18 protein-coding genes and 1 pseudogene are annotated in these 21,784 nt (G+C 63.1%); 15 read left to right on the top strand and 4 right to left on the bottom strand.

Annotation, left to right across the window (positions count from 1 at the left end; genetic code table 11):
- Window positions 1–432 precede the first annotated feature (432 nt).
- Together B0G80_RS26795 and B0G80_RS26800 are read left to right on the top strand one after the other, a co-directional pair.
- Entirely contained in the window at window positions 433–1,953 is a 1,521-nt protein-coding gene (locus B0G80_RS26795; RefSeq protein ID WP_116121003.1) for a transglycosylase SLT domain-containing protein, read from the top strand.
- Between the two features lie 232 nt (window positions 1,954–2,185).
- The gene (locus B0G80_RS26800) at window positions 2,186–3,055 is read left to right on the top strand and encodes an NmrA family NAD(P)-binding protein (protein WP_116121005.1); all 870 of its coding nucleotides are present in this window, start codon (window positions 2,186–2,188) and stop codon (window positions 3,053–3,055) included.
- 52 nt (window positions 3,056–3,107) lie between these two features.
- Here the strand turns inward: B0G80_RS26800 and B0G80_RS26805 are convergent, their stop codons facing one another.
- Complete coding sequence (locus tag B0G80_RS26805; RefSeq protein WP_116121007.1) at window positions 3,108–4,022, bottom strand: glutaminase; 915 nt, start codon at window positions 4,020–4,022, stop codon at window positions 3,108–3,110.
- Between the two features lie 167 nt (window positions 4,023–4,189).
- Between B0G80_RS26805 and B0G80_RS26810 the strand changes: the two genes are divergently transcribed.
- The gene (locus B0G80_RS26810; RefSeq protein WP_116123725.1) at window positions 4,190–4,942 is read left to right on the top strand and encodes a helix-turn-helix domain-containing protein; all 753 of its coding nucleotides are present in this window, start codon (window positions 4,190–4,192) and stop codon (window positions 4,940–4,942) included.
- A gap of 60 nt (window positions 4,943–5,002) precedes the next feature.
- Here the strand turns inward: B0G80_RS26810 and B0G80_RS26815 are convergent, their stop codons facing one another.
- Window positions 5,003–6,580, bottom strand: coding sequence for a DHA2 family efflux MFS transporter permease subunit (locus B0G80_RS26815; RefSeq protein ID WP_106277621.1), 1,578 nt, complete (start codon window positions 6,578–6,580; stop codon window positions 5,003–5,005).
- A gap of 283 nt (window positions 6,581–6,863) precedes the next feature.
- On the opposite strand from B0G80_RS26815, the gene B0G80_RS26820 reads away from it, so the two are divergent.
- From B0G80_RS26820 to B0G80_RS26830, 3 genes are all read left to right on the top strand, one after another.
- A complete protein-coding gene (locus tag B0G80_RS26820) occupies window positions 6,864–7,523 on the top strand; it encodes an alpha/beta hydrolase (protein ID WP_116121009.1) in 660 nt (219 codons plus the stop codon).
- Window positions 7,524–7,686: 163 nt separating this feature from the next.
- The gene (locus tag B0G80_RS26825; protein WP_106277624.1) at window positions 7,687–8,739 is read left to right on the top strand and encodes a rod shape-determining protein; all 1,053 of its coding nucleotides are present in this window, start codon (window positions 7,687–7,689) and stop codon (window positions 8,737–8,739) included.
- A gap of 105 nt (window positions 8,740–8,844) precedes the next feature.
- Window positions 8,845–9,642 carry an alpha/beta fold hydrolase gene (locus B0G80_RS26830; RefSeq protein WP_116121011.1) on the top strand — a complete coding sequence of 266 codons (798 nt, stop codon included), beginning with the start codon at window positions 8,845–8,847 and terminating at the stop codon, window positions 9,640–9,642.
- Between the two features lie 114 nt (window positions 9,643–9,756).
- Here the strand turns inward: B0G80_RS26830 and B0G80_RS26835 are convergent, their stop codons facing one another.
- The gene (locus tag B0G80_RS26835) at window positions 9,757–10,158 is read right to left on the bottom strand and encodes a hypothetical protein (RefSeq protein ID WP_012427389.1); all 402 of its coding nucleotides are present in this window, start codon (window positions 10,156–10,158) and stop codon (window positions 9,757–9,759) included.
- A 416-nt stretch (window positions 10,159–10,574) separates the two neighbouring features.
- Here B0G80_RS26835 and gltA point away from each other — a divergent pair, with 416 nt between their 5' ends.
- The 7 genes from gltA to B0G80_RS26870 all read left to right on the top strand — a co-directional run bounded on the left by gltA (window position 10,575) and on the right by B0G80_RS26870 (window position 19,180).
- Window positions 10,575–11,873, top strand: a complete 1,299-nt coding sequence (gene gltA, locus B0G80_RS26840; protein ID WP_116121013.1) for a citrate synthase — start codon at window positions 10,575–10,577, stop codon at window positions 11,871–11,873.
- Between the two features lie 226 nt (window positions 11,874–12,099).
- On the top strand, window positions 12,100–14,373 hold the full coding sequence (locus B0G80_RS26845; protein WP_116121015.1) for an amylo-alpha-1,6-glucosidase: 2,274 nt from the start codon (window positions 12,100–12,102) through the stop codon (window positions 14,371–14,373).
- A 107-nt stretch (window positions 14,374–14,480) separates the two neighbouring features.
- Window positions 14,481–15,335, top strand: coding sequence for a MurR/RpiR family transcriptional regulator (locus B0G80_RS26850; RefSeq protein ID WP_116121017.1), 855 nt, complete (start codon window positions 14,481–14,483; stop codon window positions 15,333–15,335).
- 128 nt (window positions 15,336–15,463) lie between these two features.
- Window positions 15,464–16,525 (top strand): C45 family peptidase, encoded by a 1,062-nt coding sequence (locus tag B0G80_RS26855; RefSeq protein WP_116123726.1) that lies wholly within the window; start codon window positions 15,464–15,466, stop codon window positions 16,523–16,525.
- Window positions 16,526–16,557: 32 nt separating this feature from the next.
- Window positions 16,558–17,886, top strand: coding sequence for an aspartate aminotransferase family protein (locus B0G80_RS26860; RefSeq protein WP_116121019.1), 1,329 nt, complete (start codon window positions 16,558–16,560; stop codon window positions 17,884–17,886).
- A gap of 32 nt (window positions 17,887–17,918) precedes the next feature.
- Window positions 17,919–18,473, top strand: a complete 555-nt coding sequence (locus tag B0G80_RS26865; RefSeq protein ID WP_116121021.1) for a carboxymuconolactone decarboxylase family protein — start codon at window positions 17,919–17,921, stop codon at window positions 18,471–18,473.
- 281 nt (window positions 18,474–18,754) lie between these two features.
- Complete coding sequence (locus B0G80_RS26870) at window positions 18,755–19,180, top strand: OsmC family protein (protein WP_116121022.1); 426 nt, start codon at window positions 18,755–18,757, stop codon at window positions 19,178–19,180.
- Between the two features lie 191 nt (window positions 19,181–19,371).
- Here the strand turns inward: B0G80_RS26870 and B0G80_RS26875 are convergent, their stop codons facing one another.
- Window positions 19,372–20,484 (bottom strand): patatin-like phospholipase family protein, encoded by a 1,113-nt coding sequence (locus B0G80_RS26875; RefSeq protein WP_116121024.1) that lies wholly within the window; start codon window positions 20,482–20,484, stop codon window positions 19,372–19,374.
- Window positions 20,485–21,000: 516 nt separating this feature from the next.
- Between B0G80_RS26875 and B0G80_RS48250 the strand changes: the two are divergent.
- Window positions 21,001–21,120: pseudogene (locus B0G80_RS48250) on the top strand (hemagglutinin); the annotation flags it as partial.
- A gap of 52 nt (window positions 21,121–21,172) precedes the next feature.
- On the top strand, window positions 21,173–21,469 hold the full coding sequence (locus B0G80_RS48255; protein WP_258879273.1) for a hypothetical protein: 297 nt from the start codon (window positions 21,173–21,175) through the stop codon (window positions 21,467–21,469).
- The last annotated feature ends 315 nt before the right edge of the window (window positions 21,470–21,784 follow it).

Below are 21,784 nucleotides of genomic sequence, written 5' to 3' on the forward strand. Positions count from 1 at the left end.
GATTATCGGACGCCTAAGCTCGCGTTGGCATGAGGCCACTTCGACGGTTCGCCAGGCTTCGGGACGCCGCAAGCGACGCAGTCGCGCAGTGGCCGCGCGTGCGGTATACGGCGTTGCAACGATCAGGCGCATCGAATGGCAAACCGATACCGCCGTGCTCGTTTCCTGGAGCGACGCCACGCGCGGCAGTTTGTTGGTCACGGACATCACCCCAGGAACGCCTCTGGCGATTTCTGCGACTTTATCGATCGGTGAGACGTCCGACAGAGGCGTGCTGTCACGCTGAAGGCTTGAACCGTTTTCAGGCGCAACTATGCTGTAAGAGTCTAGGGCCTGTACGCAAAAAACCCCGAAAGCTCAGATGATTTCGTCCGTGTAATGCCGGTCCAAACGGACCGGGCGCAAGGCTCAATACGAAAAAATTCGGTGTTTATGATGCGTTTCCCTCGTGCATGGCCGCTATCATGCTTGTTTGGAGCTTGGATTTACTTACTGAGCGCACATTGCGCCGCGCTGCAACCGGCATCCGCGCCACCATCTGCGTCTGCACCACCGACAGCGTCCGCGCCGATTCCTGAGAGTGCGGCACGCAGCATCGATCTGACCAACAAGCCTTGGCGCGGCGATTTCGACGCGATGCTCGAGCGTCGCATGATTCGAGTTCTCGCCCCCTTTAGCCGCACGCTGTACTTCAATGATCGCGGACACGAGCGTGGGATGACCGCGGACACCGTGCGCGACTTTGAGCAATTCGTCAACAAGACGTACGCCGATCGCCTCGGCAAACGCCCGGTTACGGTCATCATGATTCCGACAACACGCGACCGGCTGTTGCCCGGGCTCAAGGAAGGCATCGGCGATATCGCAGCCGGCAATCTGACGGTAACTGAGGACCGCCTGAAGCAGGCCGACTTTGTTACCGCACACGCGCTTAAGCCGACGCGTGAACTCGTTCTGACCGGTCCGAAGTCACCGGCGCTTTCCACGCTCGATGACCTGAAGGGCAAGACTGTCGACGTTCGCCGCCATAGCAGCTATTACGAAAGCCTGATTGCACTGAACAACCGCTTCCGGCAGGCCGGCAAGCCACCGATGCGGATCGTGCTGCTACCGGATGCGCTCGAAGACGAAGATGCGATGGAGATGCTGAACGTCGGCCTGCTTCAGATCCTGGTCGTGGATGACTGGAAGGCACACATGTGGGCGCAGATGCTGCCGAACGTCAAGGTGCACGAGAACATGGCGGTGCGGGAGGGGGGCGTCATCGGCTGGGCCATTCGCAAGAATAGCCCCCAGCTGAAGGCGGTGATCGGCGGCTTCTATGAGAAGGTCATCAGGAAGCAAAGCGTGACGGAGATCCGCCTCAAACAATACGCGCAGGGTGCGAAGCAAATTCACAACAACACGGAAAGTGCCGAACTCAAACGTTTCAGACAGACGGTGGCATATTTTGAAAAGTATGGCCAGCAGTACGATTTCGATCCATTGATGCTCGCTGCCCAAGGGTTTCAGGAATCGCAGCTCAATCAGGATGCGAAGAGTCGGGTGGGCGCGGTCGGCATCATGCAGCTAATGCCGGCCACAGGGAAAGAACTCAACGTCGGGGACATCAAGGTTACGCAGTGGAACATTCAGGCTGGCGCGAAGTATCTTGATCAATTGATGACCCGCTACTTCCAGGACGCCCATTTTTCCGAGGTGGACCGGCCGTTATTCGCTTTTGCCAGCTATAACGCCGGGCCGGGGAACATCGCGAAGATGCGCAAGGAGGCCGCTGCCCGCGGACTCAACCCCGATGTCTGGTTCAACAACGTGGAGATCGTGGTGGCCGAGAAGATCGGCATCGAGACGACCACGTATGTGCGAAACATCTATAAGTACTACGCGTCCTACCGCCTTCTCAAGGAAGCGCAAGCGCAGCGAAGCCGCGTGGTTCGGCAGCAGAGCGGCTGACCGGGGGCAACGTAAATCGTGTGGCCGACGGTTCCGCCGACACGCGGCGAGGCTGCTTCGCATCTGGTGGAATGCGGCGATCGCGCGACGTGATTTTCGCCACTCCTCAAAGAACCCATATCACATGCCAAACAATCATTAAATAAATGACATTCATGCTCTCGTGAAATTGATCGGAAACACCGAGAATGCCTCTCAGCGCGGCACGGGCCGTAATCGAGGAGCGACAAACATGTTTGCAATTACCGGTGTGACAGGGCAGGTTGGCGGCGCGGCGGCACGCGCGCTATTGGACGCGGGGCATGCCGTGCGCGCCGTACTGCGCGACGAGAGCAAGGCGCAACAGTGGGCGAAGCGCGGCGCCGACGTGGCGATTGCCTCGTTCGAAGACGCCGACGCGCTCACCGCCGCGTTCCGCGGCACGGCGGGTGTCTTCGTGATGGTGGCGCCGAACTTTGCGCCGCAGCCGGGGTATCCGAACGCCCACGAGGCCGCGGCGGTGCTGAAGCAGGCGCTGACGGCGGCGCGGCCGGAACGCGTCGCGGCGTTGTCGTCGATTGGCGGGCAGCGCGAGTCCGGCCTCGGCCTGATTACGCAGGTGCATATTCTCGAGGCGGCGCTTGCCGGCCTGCCGGTTCCGACGGCGATCCTGCGGCCCGCGTGGTTCATGGAAAATTCGCTATGGGATATCGCCCCGGCCCGCGACACGGGTGCGATGCCGAGCTTTCTGCAACCACTCGAGCGCGCGTATCCGATGGTCGCCACCGCGGATATCGGCCGCGTGATCGCCGGCACGCTGACGCAGTCGTGGCAGGGCCGTCGCGTGATCGAGATTGAGGGCCCGCAGCGCTACACGCAGCATGAGATCGCCGCGCTGCTCGGCGGCGTGCTGGGGCGGTCGGTGAAGGCGCAGGCGGTGCCGCGCGATCAGTGGGAAGCGTTGTTCGAGACGCAAGGCACGGCGTGGCCGGCGCCGCGTATCGAGATGATCGATGGGTTCAACTCGGGGTGGATCGATTTCGAGGACGGGATGAATGAGCGGGTGGTTGGAGCGACCGCTTACGAGACCGTGCTGGCGGAATTGGTGGCGCGGGTGGGGTAGGTCGCCATAGGCGGCGTGGCGAGCGCCGCGCGCCCCGCCACGGCGGCAACACTCAAAAAATCGACTGCCCCGTATAAGTCGTCAACCATTCCAACGCCAGCACCCCCGCCGCCGAGTTGCCGTTGCTATCCAGCGCCGGCGACCACACGCACGCCGCCATCTCGCCCGGCAGCACGGCGACGATCCCTCCGCCCACGCCGCTTTTCGCCGGCAAGCCGACCCGGTAGACGAAATCGCCCGCCGCGTCGTAGGTGCCGCAGGTCAGCATCAACGCGGAAAGGCGCTTGGCCGAACTCGTGTCGAGAATCCGTTCACCGGTGGCCGGCGCCACGCCGTGATTGGTCAGGAACAGCGCGGCCTTCGCCAGCTCGACGCAACTCATCGAGATCGCGCATTGACGGCAATAAGCATCGACCACCACTTCCGGCGGCATCTCCATGTTGCCGAAGCTCGCCATGAAGTGCGCCATCGCGCGGTTGCGGTGGGCGTGCTGCAACTCCGACTGAGCGACGCGCGAATCGTAGTCGATGCTCGTTTCGCCTGTCAGCCGTCGCATGAATTCGACTAGCGCCGTCTCGGCCTGCACAAAGCGGCGGCACAGCACATCGGTCACGACCAGCGCGCCCGCGTTGATGAACGGATTGCGCGGCTTGCCGCGCTCGCTTTCAAGCTGGACGAGCGAATTGAACGCGGTGCCCGACGGCTCCCGGCCGACGCGTTCCCACAGCGCGTCGCCGAGCAACTGGAACGCGAGCGTGCAGGCGAACAGCTTGGAAATACTCTGAATGGAAAAGCGCGTGTCGGCGTCGCCGGTGCGAAAGACTTCACCGGATACCGTGACGATCGCCATGCCGAAACTGTCGGCGGGCACCGTGGCGAGTTCGGGAATGTAATCGGCCACCTTGCCGGCGCCCAGATAAGGCTGCAGATCGCCGCGGATCTGTTCGAGGATGGATGCGTAGTTCATTGGGCTCGGACCGTTGGAGCCGCAATTCTACTGGCAAGCCGGAGCGAAATGCTCGTGCGGCACGTCGCCGTGCGCCGCAATCCGGCGCGAGCGACGTTAGGCGAGCGCCTCAACCGGCTATGCTAATCTTGCTGCCTTTCTCGCAACAACCGGGCAAAACGGACTCCATGAGGGAGACTTTTGATCCAGACGGCGTCGAGCAACCGGTCTTCGTGACCGGCGAGCGGTACGAGACGCTGGACGAACCCTTGGGCGCCTATCGTCGCGCGCGGCTGATCCACGCGAGCGCCGGGGTGCTGATCGTGCGCACCGAAACCGAGCGCTGGGTCGTACCGCCGGGTCACGCGGTCTGGATGCCCGCAGGTTTGCTGCACCGCTTGTCCGCCGTCCATCCCGTCGAATTTCATTCGCTCTTTGTCATGGCGGACGCCGCGCCGCTTCCGCCGCACAGCGGCGCCGTCGTGCCCGACCCGCTGGTCACGGCGTTGCTGATCGCCGCGGCCCGTCTGCCGCGCGATCAACCGCTCGATGAACCGGCCGAGCGTCTCGTGCAGGTGTTGCTGGACCGGCTGCCGGGTCTGCGCACTGCGCCGTTAGGGTTGAACTGGCCGCGCGATCAACGCGCCCAGCGGATCGCGGACGCATTGAGCGCCAATCCGGCCGACGCCGCGGTACTCGAAGACCTGGCCGCAGCCGCCGGCGTAACGGCCCGCACGGCGGCGCGCCTGTTCGTCAAGGAAACGGGACAAACCTTCGGACAGTGGCGTCAGCAACTTCGCCTGCTGGTCGCATTGGAACGCCTGGGTGCCGGCGCGAGCGTCACGCAGGTGGCGCTCGAGGTGGGCTACAGCGACGTGTCGTCGTTCATTGCGGTGTTTCGGGACGCGTTTGGCGACACGCCCGCGCGTTATTTCCGCTAACGCGTCGCCGCCGCCCGCGGTAACAGGGTGCGCGAGTCGGCGTTAAAAATACCGTCGCGCTCAATGCGCGCCGGCCGCGTCCGGGCCACCGCCGCCCTTGGCCGGCCGCGTAATCCAGATCAGCGGAATGATCAGAATGAAGATGACCGCCGAGACGAAGAAGATATCGTTCAGGCCCATCATGGCCGCCTGCGTGTTCACGCTGAAATCGAATAACGCATGGGCCGATTGCGAATTCAGATGCAGCAGCGACTGGGTCGAATCGATCTGCTGATTGAACGTCGGATTATTGATGGAGGCCTGCTCGGTAAGCCGCGCGTGATGCAGCACCGTGCGGTTGTTCCATTCGTTGCCGGCGATCGAAGTGCCCACCGCACCGCAAAATACGCGGGCGAAATTAGACAGACCCGCCGCCGCGGGAATCTTGTTTGGCGGCTGGCCGGACAGGATGATCGCGGTCAGCGGCACGAAGAACAGCGCCATCGGAATGCCTTGCAGCAGAGTCGGCAGCACGAGATGCCACGTGTCGATCTCGATCACATACTTCGAGCGCATGTAAAACACGATCGCGAAGCCGACAAACGCCAGCGTGGCGATCACGCGCGCGTCCGAGCGCGGCAACACGCGGCCCATCACCGGCGCGAGGATCACCGCGAATATGCCGAGCGGCGCGGTCACGAGACCGGCGTCGATGGAACGGTAATTCAGATACTCCTGCATCCATTGCGGGAGCAGCACGAGGTTGCCGAAGAACACGCCATACGCGACGGAAATCGCAATCGTGCCGCCGAGAAAATTGCGCTGCTGAAACAGCCGCAAATCGACGATCGGATGTTCCTCGGTCAATTCCCACACGAGGAAGAATGCGAAGCTGATAAGCGCGGTAACGCCGAGAATCACGATCACCGGCGACGAGAACCAGTCGAGATCCTTGCCCTTATCCAGCATGATCTGCAGCGAGGCGACCCACGTGATCAGCAGGCCGAGCCCGACCACATCGATGGGCGGCTTGCGGGTCGGCGATTCGCGGGTGCGGTAGATCATCCACGTGACGCCGGCCGCGAAAATGCCGACCGGAATGTTGATGTAGAAGATCCACGACCAGCTGTAACTATCCGTGATCCAGCCGCCGAGCGCCGGGCCCGCAATCGGGCCGACGGTCGCGGTCATCGCCCACAAGGCGAGCGCGGTCGAGGATTTTTCCTTCGGATACGAGCCAAGCAGAATGGCTTGCGACAGCGGAATCAGCGGGCCGGCCACGGCGCCCTGGAAGATCCGCGCGAGCAGCAGGATCGGCAGCGTCGGCGCAATGCCGCACAACCACGATGCCAGCACGAACATCAGGATCGCGCCGACGAACAGCTTCACCTGGCCGATGCGCTGCGTGAGCCAGCCGGTAAGGGGAATCGACACGGCATTGGCTGCGGCGAACACCGTGATGACCCACGTGCCTTCATCGACCGAAACGCCGAGGTTGCCGGAAATGGTTGGAATCGCAACGTTCGCGATCGACGTGTCCAGCACGTTCATGAAGGTGGCGAGCGCGACGGCAATCGTGGCCAGCACCAGCTGGCCGCCCTTCAGCGGCGGCGGTGGTGCGGGCGGCGCCGCGGCGGGCGCTGGAGTGGGCTGGCTCAAACGGTTCTCCGGGTCGGTGTGCCGCGGACAACCGCGGCGACGTCGTATTGCATGCCCGCGCGAAGCGCCAGGCCGCAGGTCCGCTGAATGCTCGCAAAAGCATACCTGCATTCACGTTTGGACGTCATCGGCGCGTGCAAAGGCGAGGGCGAAAACAAATCCGGCAGCGTATGCTCGCGACTGAGGCTGCACGCAGCGCACGGCGCTATACATGACATGACGACGCCGCGCGTTCACGCATGCGGGACGACCATCCACGAATCAAGAGAGAAAGGGAGCGAATATGGCCTGGGAGCAATTCGAACACGGCTGGCGGCGCGCGCCGGCGAGCGCGCCTGCCAAAGGGCTGGTGGTGCTGATGCATGGCGTCGGCAGCAATGCGCGCGATCTGATGCCGCTGGCGGACATCTGGAGCGAGAGCCTGCCCGATGTGGCCTTCACTTCGCTCGACGGCACCGACGCCTTCGACGGCGGCTTCGGCGGACGCCAGTGGTTCAGTCTGCGCGACGTCAACGAAGGCAATCGCGAGGCGCGCGTCGCCGCGGCCTATCCGGCGTTGCGACGCATGCTCGAAACCGAACTCGCGCACTGGCAGGTGTCGTTCGGGCGCCTGGCGCTGGTCGGATTCTCGCAAGGCTCGATCATGGCGATGCACCATGTGGCGACCACCGCGGAAGGCGCGGCCGGCGTGGTCGCGTATTCCGGGCGGCTCGCCTCGGTGATCGTCGCGCAAAACGGCACGGCGCTCACGCTGATCCACGGCGAGGACGACGAAGTGATCCCGGTACAGGAACTCGAATCCGCCGCCGACGCCTTCAACGGCGCCGGCTATACCGTCGACGCCTATGCGCTGCCCGGCATTGGCCACACGATCAACGCCGACGGCGTCGCGCTCGGCCAGGAGGCGCTCGAACACGCGTTGGGCGCTTTGTCGCACGGCTAAAGATTCTGAACCGCTTGCCGTTAACTGCTCATAAGTATGAAAATCACCCCCGCCGCGCGGATCGCGGGACGCCCGACAGGGCGGCCCAAGCGGCTCGGGTGACCGGGGGCGCATTTTCCAGACTGCCCGGTACGGGCGGATAACGACACATCAGAGCCTTCCTATGGCCAGACCGACGCCGCATTACCCGCTTTTCGATCGCCTGTTCCGTCAATCCGTGACGGTGGACCTCGGCACGGCCAACACTCTGATCTATACCGACGACGGCGGCATCGTGCTGAATCAGCCGTCCGTCGTATGCTTCCAGAAAGATACCGCCGACCGGCCAAAACGCGTCGCCGCGGTCGGCACCCAGGCGCGCCAGATGCTGGGCCGCGCGCCGACCAATCTCGAAGCGGTGCGGCCGATGCGTCACGGCGTGATCGCCAACTTCTCCGCCGCCGAACACATGATCAAGCAATTCGTCGAAATGGCGCGCCCGCGGCCGCTGTTCAGCCGGCGCGCCGCGTTCACGCTGTGCGTGCCGGCCGGCGCGACCCAGGTCGAGCGCCGCGCGATCAAGGAAGCGGCCGTGGCGGCCGGCGCGTGGAAGGTGAGTCTGATCGGCGAATCGCTGGCGTCGGCGGTCGGCGCGGGTTTGCCGGTGTCGGAGGCGACCGGTTCGATGGTGGTCGATATCGGCGGCGGCACGACGGAAGTCGGCGTGATCGCCCTCGGCGGCATGGCGTATTCCGGCTCGATCCGCGTGGGCGGCGACAGCTTCGACATGGCGATCGTGAGCTACGTGCGCAATCTGTATGGCGTGCTGCTCGGCGAGCAGACCGCTGAGCACGTCAAGAAAAACATCGGCTCGGCCATGCGCGACGTGCCGCGCGAGCATATGAACGCGACCGGCCGTAGCGTCGACGACGGCTTGCCGCGCACGGTTCAACTGAGCAACCACGATATCGCCGATGCGATCGAGGGACCTCTGCGTCAGATGATCGGCGCGGTCAAGCGCGGGCTCGAAGAAGCGCCGGCCGAACTGGTGACCGACATCGCCAACAGCGGTATCGTGCTGACGGGCGGCGGTGCGCTGCTCGGCAACCTGAGCCGCCGCCTGACGGACGAAATCGGCCTCGACGTGCGCGTCGCCGATGAACCGCTCACCTGCGCGGTGCGCGGCGCGGGCACGGCGGCCACCGCCGGTCTGCTGGACGAATTCGCTTACGAATGATTTTGCACGCGGCGCTTGCCGCGCTGTCCCTACCTACTGGTGAATCGATCTGTGTGCGCTTCGCCTTCTTCGGCATCTTTCATCGAACTGCGAAGCGGTTTGCGCATGCCTTACGTGGAAGCCGGCGAGGGTGAGTTGCTGTTGTTCGTGCACGGTTCGTTGTGCGACTACCGCTACTGGCAACCGCAACTCTCGGGCCTGTCGACGCACTACCGTTGTGTCGCGGTGAGTCTCACGCACTACTGGCCGGCGGCCGATACCGAGCCCGGCCTGCCGTTCAGCTGGAGCCAGCACGCGAACGAAGTGGCGGAATTCATCGAGCGCTTCGGCGTTGGGCCGGCCCATGTGGTGGGACATTCGCGCGGCGGTTGCGTCGTGTTTCATTTCGCGCGGCGCCATCCTGAACACGTGCGGACGTTGACGCTCGCCGACCCGGGTGGTCCGTTGCAGATTGCCGGACGGACGCCCGCGAGTCTGCCGGAAACGGTCAATGCGTTGCGCGCGAAAGCGGTGCAACTGATCGAAAGCGGGGATGTGGAGGCCGGTCTGCAACTGTTCGTCGATTCGGTCAGCCGGCCCGGATTCTGGGCGATGAGCACGCCGGGTTTCCGCCGGATGGCGACCGACAATGCGCACACGCTGGCTCGTCAATTCCGTGATCCGTTGCCCGCCTATGTTCCCGAGCAGGCCGCCGAGGTGCGCTGTCCGGTGCTGTTGATCGACGGCGAGAAAAGTCCCGATATGTTTCGCCGCACGGCGGCCGCGCTGCAAAACTGGCTGCCGGATGCGCGCCGCGCAACAGTGCGCGGTGCGTCGCACGGAATGAACCTCGCGCACCCATCGGCGTTCAATCGCTACGTCGACGAATTCATTCGGTCAGTGAGCGCGCAATGGACGCAATAACCGCAATGAGCGCGTAATAAACGTGCAATCAATGCACGGCGACGCCGCGCCGGGTGGCTCGCGGCGATGATCCGCGGGCTGGCTCGATCCCGGCAACACCTCAAACGCTCGACCTCATGCCTTGCGATGCGCGTCTTTATCGAGCGCGCGTTCCGCCGCTTCGCCAACCAGTCCGTGATAGTACAGATGCACGCCGATCGCGAGCGAGTCGTTGCGAATTTCGTGGAACGCTTTCCACGCTTTCACGGGGTCTTTGAACAGCAGATAGTGCGCTTCCTGCGCGATCAGATCCGCGACCTCATGCAGGCCATGTCCGTGCAGCACATCCACGAGCGCATCGAGACTGCGATGGGTGCGCGCGTCGGTACGCGGGTAGAGCATATGCAACACGGCCACGTCCTGCGTTTTCAGCGCTGCTGAGAGCGCGACGACGATGTCCTGGTGATTCAGCGCGGTGACGATGTTCTCGTCGGTGTGGACGTGATCCGGAAACAGCGTTTCGAGCGAGGCGTTCATAAAGTCCTTCCTGTTCTTCTGGCTGATTAAAAAGGCCCGCCGCAGGACGGCGGGCCAAACACAGCGATGTGTTCGCAGGGGAAGCAAAACACGAATGCAGTATCGCAGATGCCCTCTTGCCTTCGCAGCCTGACTGCCGCAAAACATTGTTGCAGTAAGTGCTCAGCTTTCATTTTGCTGGCAGTGGGTGTGGGTACAGGTGCGGCGCGACCGGTTCCCCGCGGTATCCAGCCTTTGCAGGAGGACATGCCAGCAACGAATGTTGCGCCAGCCGAGATGCATTGTTGCGGTCATTCGTCGCAATCGGGGGGGGCGCCGGACCTTAAAATGCCGAGCGGAGCCTGAGCATGCCAATGCGTTTCTGACGATCGAGCATGCCGGCACGTGTGCGATGTGAAAGTAAAAGGAACGTGTAGATGAACTCGAAGACACACGCAACGCTGAGCTTTTCCGACAGCGACCAGACTATTGATTTGCCGATTTATCAGGGCACGCTCGGACCGGATGTTATCGACATTCGCAAGCTATACGGCCAGACCGGCAAGTTCACGTACGACCCGGGCTTCATGTCGACGGCGGCATGCAACTCCGAAATCACCTATATCGACGGCGACAAAGGCGAGCTGCTGTACCGCGGTTATCCGATCGACAATCTGGCGCAGAACGCCGACTTCCTCGAAACCTGCTACCTGCTGCTGAAGGGCGAATTGCCGAACGCGCAGCAGAAGCAAGAGTTCGCCCGGACCGTCACGCAGCACACGATGGTGCACGACCAGATGCACTTCTTCTTCCGCGGTTTCCGTCGCGACGCGCACCCCATGGCGATTCTGGTCGCCGCGGTCGGCGCGTTGTCGGCGTTCTATCACGACTCGCTCGACATCAGCAATCCGCTGCACCGCGATATCTCCGCTATCCGCATGATCGCGAAGCTGCCGACGCTGGTCGCGATGGCGTACAAGTACACCGTGGGTCAGCCGTTCGTTTATCCGAAGAACGACCTGTCGTATAGCGCGAACTTCATGCGCATGATGTTCTCGAACCCGGCGGAAGAGTACAAGGTCAACGACGTGCTGGTGCGCGCGCTGGACCGCATCCTGATCCTGCATGCGGATCACGAGCAGAATGCATCGACCTCGACCGTGCGTCTCGCCGGTTCGTCGGGCGCGAACCCGTTCGCATGTATCGCGGCCGGTATCGCATGTTTGTGGGGCCCGGCGCATGGCGGCGCGAACGAAGCTGCGCTGAACATGCTGGAAGAAATCGGCTCGGTCAACAACATCCCCGAATTCATCGCGAAGGTGAAGGACAAGGATTCCGGCGTGAAGCTGATGGGCTTCGGTCACCGCGTCTACAAGAACTACGATCCGCGCGCGAAACTGATGCGCGAGACCTGCCACGAAGTGCTGGAAGAGCTGGGTCTGCACGACGATCCGCTGTTCAAGCTCGCCATGGCGCTCGAAAAGATCGCGCTGGAAGATGAATACTTCGTGTCGCGCAAGCTGTACCCGAACGTCGACTTCTACTCGGGTATCGTGCAGCGCGCGCTGGGCATTCCGACAGCCATGTTCACGTGCATCTTCGCGATGGCGCGCACGGTCGGCTGGATTGCGCAGTGGAACGAAATGATCGCCGATCCGGAACAGAAAATCGGCCGTCCGCGTCAGCTTTTCGTCGGCGAAACGCAACGCGAAGCCGCGCCGCTGGCCGGGCGCTAAAGCGTCGGGGCGCTCACCCGCCTCACGCCCGCGCGGCGCTCTCACGAGGAGCGCCGCGCCCTTCCTCTGCACGTCCTGTGCCACTGAAAAAAAACCGCAACTCTCCTGTGATAAGTTCGTCTGACGCGGACAGACCCTCTACAATCGGAAGCGACTCAGACAGCAACCGGATGTAGACCGAACGCAACAGCGTGAACGCAGCAGCGAACCCATAGGAGTGACCCTGATGCAGCAGCCAGAAGCCCTCGGCGGCCTTTCGGGCGGAATCGATCACCGCGAACCCGAGCCGGACGGCGCATTCATCCCGACAGAAAACCTCAATGTGGCGAGCGCCACTCAGCATGTGCTGAAGTCGGGCGACACCTTCATCGTCAACGATCCGCTTGGCGATATCACCGGCCATGACGACGGCCTGTTCGTCAACGACACACGTGTTCTCTCGCAACTGCGCCTCACTTTCGGCGGACGCGCGCCTTCGCTGTTGTCGGGCAGCGTGAGCAGCGACAACACGTCGTTTACGGCACATCTGACCAACCGGCCGTTGCCGCCGCTCGGCGGCGATAGCACGCCTGAGGGCGTGATCCACGTCGAGCGCGTGCGGGTGCTGTCGGGCACCGTGCTCAACGAAGCCATCGAACTGACCAACTACGGCACGAGCGACGCCGTGGTGCCGCTGTCCATCTCGTTCGCGAGCGACTTCCGCGACATGTTCGAAGTGCGCGGCCTGAAGCGCGACAAGCAGGGCCGTGTCGAACCGGCGCGCGTCGAGCACGGCGAGGTGCTGCTCGGCTACGTCGGCCTCGACGACGTGGCGCGCAATGTGCGGATCGCTTTCTCGCCGGAACCGGACAAGCTTTTCGCCGACCGCGCCGACTACACCGTCAAGCTGCCGGCCCAGGCGTGCGTGTCGATCTATCTGTCGGTGGCGGTGCAGGTCGTCGCGCAGACGGACAAGCCGATTGCCGGCGTTTCGCAGCCCACACACGCGATGAGCGAAGCGCATCTGTCGCAGATCGACGCCGAGCGTCCGCGCGTCGGCCGCGCGGCTGTGCGCGCCGCGCTCGTCGACGCCCACCTCGTGATGCGCGAGCGTCGCCGCGTTACCGCGCGCGTGCGTTCGAGCAATCCGCTTTTCAATGCGTGGATCGACCGCTCGCTCGCCGATCTCGGCCTGCTGACCACCGACCTCGTGACCGGCCCGTATCCGTACGCCGGCATTCCGTGGTTCTCCACGCCGTTCGGCCGCGACGCCGTGATCACGTCGCTTCAAACGCTGTGGCTGCAGCCGCAGTTGGCCGCGGGCGTGTTGCGCTTTCTCGCCGAACATCAGGCGCGCGAGAACTCGCCGTTTCGCGATGCCGCGCCCGGCAAGATCATGCATGAGATGCGCAAGGGCGAAATGGCGGCCACCGGCGAAGTGCCGTTCGCGTTGTATTACGGCGGGGTCGACACCACGCCGTTGTTCATCGTGCTGGCCGGCGCTTATGCAGCCCGCACGGGCGACCTCGCGTTGATCGACGAATTGTGGCCGGCGCTGGAGCGCGCGGCGCAGTGGGTCATGGGCGTGTGCGACAAGAACCGCTACGGCCTGCTGGACTATCAGCGCGAGTCCGACGGCGGTCTCGCGAATCAAGGCTGGAAAGACAGCCACGACTCCGTCTTTCACGCCGACGGCCACTTCCCCGACGGCCCGATTGCGCTCGTCGAAGTGCAGGCCTATGCGAGTGCCGCCTTCGACACCATGGCGCACTTCGCGAAGCTGCGCGGCCTGCATGACGCGGCGGCGCAATACAGCGAGCGCGCGAAGAAAATTCGTCAGTGCGTCGAAGAAAAGTACTGGATGGAAGAGGCCGGCTTCTACGGCATCGCGCTCGACGGCCACGGCGAACTGTGCCGCGTGATGGCCTCGAATGCGGGACACCTGCTGGCCTTCGGTTTGCCTTCGCGCGAGCGCGGCGAAGCGGTGGTGCGCGCGCTCGACTCCACGCTCTTCCACACCGGCTGGGGCGTGCGCACGCTGGCCGCGAGCCAGTCGCGTTTCAACCCCATGGCGTATCACAACGGCTCGGTCTGGCCGCACGACAACGCGCTCTGCGCGCGCGGCCTGTCGCGCTACGGCGGCAAAGCGGCGGCCGTGCGGCTGTTGCAGGCGCTGTTCCAGGCGGCGGTCAACTTCGACATGCGCCTGCCTGAACTCTTTTGCGGCTTCCCACGGCGGCGCGGCGAGCCGCCCACCGCGTATCCGGTCGCCTGTCTGCCGCAGGCATGGGCAGCGGGCTCGCCGTTCATGATGCTCGAAGCGTGTCTGGGCATCACGATCGACGCCGAGCGGCGCGAAGTGGTGATCGAGCAGCCCATGCTGCCCGAAGGCATCGACTGGCTCGAAGTGGGCGACCTGCGGGTGGGCGACGCCTCGGTGTCGATCACATTCCGCCGCATCGGCGATAAGGTCGTGGCCTCGGCGGAGCAGGGCGACGTGCGGGTGGTCGCGCTTCTTTAAACAGGCACTGAAAGCACGCGAAGCGTATCGGAACCGCTGTTGGATGCGAGGTGCCGGGTGGTAACATTTGTTGTCATCCTTATCGACCGTTCGCCCGGTACCTCCGCATGCCAGACAGTTTCGACCAGCTCGCCGCCCTGATCCGGGCGCGCTTTTCCGAACTGAGTCCGCAGTTCCAGATGGGAGCGGGTTTCCTGCTCGATCATCCCGACGAGGTCGCGGTCTCCTCCATGCGCAAAGTGGCGGAAAGAGCGCAGGTGCAACCGGCTTCGCTGGTGCGCCTGTCGCAGCAACTCGGTTTCCCCGGCTGGAACGAATTGCGCAACCTGTTCGTCGCGCGCGTGCGCACGCGGCCCGAACCGCTCACGACCCGCGCGCGTTCGCTCGTCAAATCGAAAGACGCTCTGGCGAACGATCTGCTGGTCGCGCAGCAGCACAACCTCGAGGTCACCGCCGCGCATAACGGCCGTGTGATCGTTGAAGCGGCGCGTCTGCTGCGGCGTGCGCCGCATGTGCATGTGGCCGGCTTCCGCTCCTGTTACTCGGTCGCGTTCGGTCTCGTGTACGGTTACCGGCTCTTTCGGTCCTCGGTGTCTCTGCTCAACGGCGAGGCCGGCACGCTGGAAATGCAACTGCGCTCCGTCGAACGTGACAGCGCAACCATCGTGATCAGTTTCGCGCCGTATTCGGTGGAAGCCGCGCGCGTAGCCGAAGCTGCGCTGGAAAAGGGCAGCAAGCTGATTGCCATTACCGACAGCGCCGTCTCGCCGATCGCCTTGAACGCCGACAAGGTGCTGATCTTTTCGCACGAGAGTCCCTCGTTCTTTCCATCGCTGGTGGCGGCCACGGCGTTGGCCGAGTCGCTGGTCGCGCATCTGCTCGCGCTGGAAGGCGCGGATGCGGTCGAACAGCTCGCCATCGCGGAACAGTCGCTGCACGCGAAGGGCGCGTACGTGCCTTGAACATTCCCGTCTGATCGGGCCGAGGTCTCGCGTGAATGCGGGACCGCTCAATCTGGATAAATATGGCCTGGTTTGACAACAAATGTTGTTTTAAAGTATAAATACGTACCGATTGTTGAATGGGTGCGATGGTGACCTCGAAGCAGGGTTTGAATCTTGTGCAGGTGAGCGGTAAGCCGTATGACATAGGCTACCGGCTAGGTGAACTGGCGCGGCCGGTTTTCGCCGACTACATGAATCAGAGCAGCGCATGGCAGGCGGTTCGGCGCTGGCGCGGCACTGCGTTCGTGCAGGCACTGCGCGATGCAACGCAAGCGCATTTCCCGGCGTTGCTCGCCGAGCTCGATGGGATGGCGGCGGGCCTTGGCTGGTCGGCGGAAGATGTGTTTCTCTGGAACTGCCGCGGCGAACTGATCCACAACGCGCCGGACGGTTGCACCACGCTGGCGGCGGTCGTTGGCGACACGCGCTTCATCGCGCATAACGAAGACGGCGATCCGTTTCTGCGCGAGCGTTGTGCGCTTGTCGAGGTGCAGCCGACCGGCCAACCCGGCTTCGTGAGTTTCTATTACCCCGGATCGCTGCCGGGCCACACCTTCGCCGCGAGCCGCGCCGGTATCGTGCAGGCGATCAACAATTTGCGCATTCGCACGCCGGTCGCCGGCGTGCCGCGCATGATCCTCGCGCGGGCCGTACTCGATGCCGCTTCGCTCGATGAAGCGTTGCACATTCTGCGCAACACGCCGGCCGCGAGCGGCTTTCACCACACGCTCGGCTGCGCGGGCGACGCGCGCCTCTTCAGCGTGGAAGCCACTGCGCGGCGGTGTTCCGTGCAACCGGTGGCGAATCTCAGCGGCCACGCGAACCACATGATTCATCCAGGCTGCGAGGCCGAAGCGCAAATCGTCACGGATTCGTCGCGTGACCGTCAATTGCGCGTGGATGCCTTGTTGCCCACCGTCGCGCGCCCGTTGCAACCCGCCGCCTTGCTCGACGTCTTGCACGATCGCGCGCCTTCGGGCCTGCCGATCTACCGCGACGACCCGCGCGATCCGGACGACGAAAACACACTCGCCACCGCGCTCTTCGACATCGACGATGCTGGTGTGTCGATGAAAGTTTTCCGGCAGGGGCAGTGCGCATTCGACACCTTCATCGCCCGCGCGGCGTCTGCACGAGCCGGCGCATAAGCGCTTGCCGTCATCACAGGAAACCGAACACCATGTCCACCGTTTTTCATCGTTCGCCTAAACAGTCGCTGCCGGTTGCCGTCGCGGGCGACGGCATCGAGATCATCGATTCCACCGGCAAGCGCTATATCGACGCGTCCGGCGGCGCCGCCGTTTCCTGTCTCGGTCATAGCAACCAGCGCGTGATCGACGCGATCAAACGACAGTCGCAACAGTTGCCGTATGCGCACACGTCGTTCTTCACCACCGCGCCTGCCGAAGAACTCGCCGATCGGCTGGTGGCGAGCGCACCGCAGGGGCTCGAACACGTGTATTTCGTCTCGGGCGGTTCGGAGGCGATCGAGGCGGCGCTGAAACTCGCACGCCAGTACTTCGTGGAGAAGGGCGAGCCGCAGCGCCGCCATTTCATCGCGCGTCGGCAGAGTTATCACGGCAACACGCTCGGCGCGCTGGCGATAGGCGGCAATGCGTGGCGACGCGAGCCGTTCCTGCCGATTCTGATCGAAGCGCATCACGTGAGTCCGTGTTACGCGTACCGCGAGCAGCGCGCCGGCGAAACCGAAGAGGCCTTCGCGCAGCGTCTCGCCGACGAACTCGAGCAGAAGATTCTCGAACTCGGCGCGGATACGGTCGCCGCCTTCGTCGCGGAAACAGTGGTCGGCGCGACCGCCGGCGCGGTGCCGCCGGTGCGCGAATATTTCCGCAAGATTCGCGCGGTGTGCGATCGCTACGGCGTGCTGCTGATTCTCGACGAGATCATGTCGGGCATGGGCCGCACCGGCTACCTGTACGCCTGCGACGAAGACGGCGTGGCGCCGGACATCCTGACCATCGCCAAAGGGCTTGGCGCGGGCTATCAGCCCATCGGCGCGACGCTCGTGAGCGACCGGATTTATCAGACGATTGTCGGCGGCTCGGGGTTCTTTCAGCATGGCCATACCTATATCGGTCACGCCACCGCCTGCGCCGCGGCGCTCGAAGTGCAGCGCGTGATCGCGGATGACAATCTGCTGGCGAATGTGCTCGCCCGCGGTGAACAACTGCGCGGACGGCTGCGCGAGCATTACGCACAGCATCCGCATATCGGCGACGTCCGCGGCCGGGGGTTGTTCGTCGGTGTCGAGCTGGTCAAGGACCGTGCCGGCAAAACGCCGTTCGACGCCCGCCTCAAGCTGCACGCCGCAATCCGGCGCGAGGCGTTCGCGCGTGGTCTGATGGTATATCCGATGGGCGGCACCGTCGACGGCCGGATCGGCGATCATGTGCTGCTGGCGCCGCCGTTCATCTGCACCGAGCGCGACATCGACGAGATCGTCAGCCGGTTCACGGATGCGGTCGGCGGCGCGCTCGCCGCCGTTTGAGCATTCCGACACCACCAATCAAGAGAGCGATCATGACCGAGCGTTTGCCTCACTTCGACCCGTCCGCCGCCACGCCCGAACAGAAAGTGGTGCTCGACGAAATTCTGTCCGGCCCGCGCGGCAATCTGAACGGGCCGTTTCTCGGCTGGATTCATAGTCCGGAGCTGGCGCAGCAGGCGCAACGTCTGGGCGCGTTCTGCCGCTATCGGACGGGTTTGCCGCTGCGCCTGTCGGAGCTGGCGATTCTCGTGACCGCCGCGCGCTGGCAGGCGCAGGCGGAGTGGTACATCCACTACCCGATCGCGCTGCAGGCGGGCGTCTCCGAAGCGGACGCAGAGACGATTCGCGAAGGAGAGCGCCCGGATTTCGCGGACGCCGACGACGCGTTGATCCACGACTTCGCGAGCGAGCTGTACGACACCAAGCGCGTTTCGGACGCAATCTATGCGAAAGCGGTCGAACGCTTCGGACATCAGGTGGTCATCAACCTGGTAGGCCTGCTCGGCTATTACGCGTTGGTGGCCATGACGCTGAACGTCTTCGGCATGCGCGCGCTCGGGCAGGAGAGCTTGCCGTTCGCCGAATAGGCGGGCGGCATGGCGGCGCCGTTGTGCAGTTGCGCGCGCGCTGCGAGGGGCAACTTCGGAGCGGGCGGCTCCTGATAGGCTTCTGTTTGACCAATCGCCGCAGCGTCACGACGCTGGCACACGGAAGCGCCTATGATGGAGTTCGGTCCACGCCCGCGCCGGCGACGCCGCGCGACACTCTCGACCGATGCCGAAACCGCAAACCACCCGGGCGGGATCGTTGCGGCAGGCATCAGATCCGGTCGTGCAGCGCGCGAAGCAGGCACAAACAGGAGAGAGCGATGAAGCGCAAGGCATCAGCAGTCTGGCAAGGCGGCCTGCAAGACGGCAAGGGCTCGATTTCCACCGACAGCGGCGTCCTCAAGGAGACCCAATACTCGTTTTCGACACGCTTCGCGGACGGCATCGGCACCAATCCGGAAGAGCTGATTGCGGCTGCGCATGCGGGGTGTTTCTCCATGGCGCTATCGGCGGAACTGGGCAAGGCCGGCATTACGCCCGAACGCATCGGGACGACGGCCACCGTCACGCTCGACAAGGACGGCGGCGGTTTCTCAATCACCGCGGTGCATCTCGACGTAGCCGCGAAAATTCCCGGCGGCGACAAAGCCGCTTTCGATAAAGCGACCGCCGACGCCAAGGCCGGCTGCCCGGTGTCGAAAGTATTGAACGCCACGATCACGATGGACGCGAAACTCGAAACCTGAGTTCGCGACTTTCCTTGCTGATCGACAGGCGATAAAGCCGGCGCGCGGGTCAAACCCGGCGCCGGCTTTTGTGTGCTGGCGTTGAAAAGGGCCGCCTATGCCGTCGCACCTTGGCCTGCTCACAGCGCTACGCAGCAAAGTTCCGACGCGAAAACGAGCCGTCTTCATCCGGCTCGATCAGATAAGGCGCATCAAGGCGTTTCACCCTCGGCCTGCTGAACGGCGCGCATTGCATCGGGCGTCCCTTTGACGCGTTTCTTCACGAGCTTGTCGAGATCGAAAGTTGAAGTCTTGCCGACGCTCGGCAGACAATCGCGCACCCAGGTGTCGGCCGTCGCATGGCCCGCCTCGCGCAAGGCGCGGAAAAATTCGATGGAGGGCGTGCTCTTCGATGCCGCGCCGATCTCGTCCATGAAGCGGTCGGCGCGAATCACGTGAAAGCGCTTGGGCGAGTAAGGCTTTCCGTGGTGCTGAAGGCCGGGATTTTCGGCGACGAGTTCGTTGATCAGCTGGATCTGACGAACTTCCGCGACCCACGATGCGCCGAAGCTGATTTCGTTGATCCGGTTGTTGATCTCGCTGGGGCGTTCAGGCGGCCCACGCTTCGTGCGGAGCGGATCGATGAGAACGCTCAGGATGTCGTCGGCCCATTTGACGAGCGGTGCGAGCGCCGGGTTGGCCAGATAGCCGCCGTCCCAATAGAACTCGTCGTCGATTTTCACCGCCTCGAAGAGTGTGGGGAAGCAGGCTGAGGCCATCAGCGTTTTCGCCGAAATTTCGCCGGGACCGAAGATGCGCAGCGCGGTCAGGTTGACGTTGGTCGCCGCCACGTAGAGATGGGGCACGGCGTCTTTCGGGTGATTGACGACCCCGAAATCCGGAATCACCGTTTCCATGATGGAGCCGAGCGAATTGGTCAGCCACGGCATGGCGTACGGCGAACTGAGCGGCTCGAGCATGCTTTGCGCGAGCACCACCGGATTGAGATCCACATTCCAGCGCTCGGGAGAGTTCAGAAGATTCGTGGGGAAGTTGTAGAACGGCTGCCATTTCGACGCACCGCCGACCAGCGTCCAGAGTTGTTCGAGCGCCCGTTTGGCGTCGGTGGGACTTCTGCTCAGGCCGTACGTGCAGGCCGCGGCGTTGAGCGCTCCGCCGCTCGCGCCGCTGATCGCGAGAATCGACAGCGTTCCGCGCCCGACTTCGTCGAGCAGGCGGTCGAGCACGCCCCACGTGAACGCCGCGTGCGCGCCGCCGCCCTGGAGGGCGAGACCGATCGTGGGAATGTCTTTTGCCGTCGCCATGCTGACCTCCGTGCTGCGGTCGCGCAGCAGTCGTTGACCTCATAGGGGAAAACGAAAGTGCCGGCGCCGTTTTAACCGTTGTACTGCACCGCACGAATTTCCGGCCTTGGCGCGTGGTGGGCGCGCCTTTTGTCCGTGATCAATTAACCTGAAAAACGAGGGTTGTTGCATTCGTATGGCTTTTTAGCCGATAAGGAGCAAACGTTTCAGGAAACGAAATCGAATCGTAATGCCTCGCAGAACAAATCAGTATTATTTGCCAGATTTAGGGTTTTGTAATAGTTTCGCCGTCTTTTGTGCGACCCGCTGCGTCGTGAAGAGGCAACACTTCCTGTAGCCATGCGTAGCAATGTTTGATCGCATATAACATCGCTGGCCCATCTGCCGGCCACATTTCAGTGCGGCTTGGCTTGCGCGGATCGCAATCTGACGTCCATCACCACTACGGCCGACAGGATTTCGACATCCGGCTCGAATGGTACGGTTGCAGACCCGACAGGCACGGATTCGGTTGTCTTGGGTGCAAATTCAGTCGCAGACCGGGACAATACGGTTTCGGTCGGTGCGCCGGGTGCTGCGCGTCAGATTACCAACGTTGCAGACGGTACGGCTCCGACCGACGCTGTCGACGTGCGCCAGATGAATAGCGCGGTTAACAGCATCCGTGACGATGTGCAGAAATACCGCCGTGACGCGAACGCTGGTTCGGCCCCGGCGGATGCGCTCTCGATGCTTCCGCAAGCGCCGGCTCCCGGAAAATCAGTCATTGGCGCGGCGGTCGGCAATTATGCGGGCCAAACTGGTTCCGCTGTCGGTGATACGGAAAGCAGATCGGCAGTCGCGGGCAGATATGGAAGAAATCGAGGTGTTCGACGAAACGGACCGAACGGACTCCTATTTCTTCACCAGTTGTCTTGCATTTTTTTGCGTATTGCTAGCTGAAAACCGACGTAAAAAAATTAAGAAAAAATTACGGATATCCTGAAATTGATGTCAGGAAACCCTGACCAATTTCCGGGGTCGCGAGTAGGGTTAATGGAATTTAATTGTTGATTCCGCAGCACCTGAATATCGCCATAGGCTTTTTGTAGACAAATGAAAAGACCTATGAGAGAGTTCGCGCGGGCACTCATCTTTCCTTTTATTACTCGATTCAAATAGAGGGAGCCACCGCATCCAATGCGAATAGCGCGGGAGCTTCGTCTCACATAGTGCTCAATGCGTTGCGAGAAAGAAAAAACGGTCCGTGTAGCGGGCGCAAGGGCAGGTTGCCATGCCACGGCCGAGGAAGCGTTTTGCA

The sequence above is a fragment of the Paraburkholderia sp. BL6669N2 genome, assembly GCF_003387275.1.
GTDB lineage: Bacteria > Pseudomonadota > Gammaproteobacteria > Burkholderiales > Burkholderiaceae > Paraburkholderia.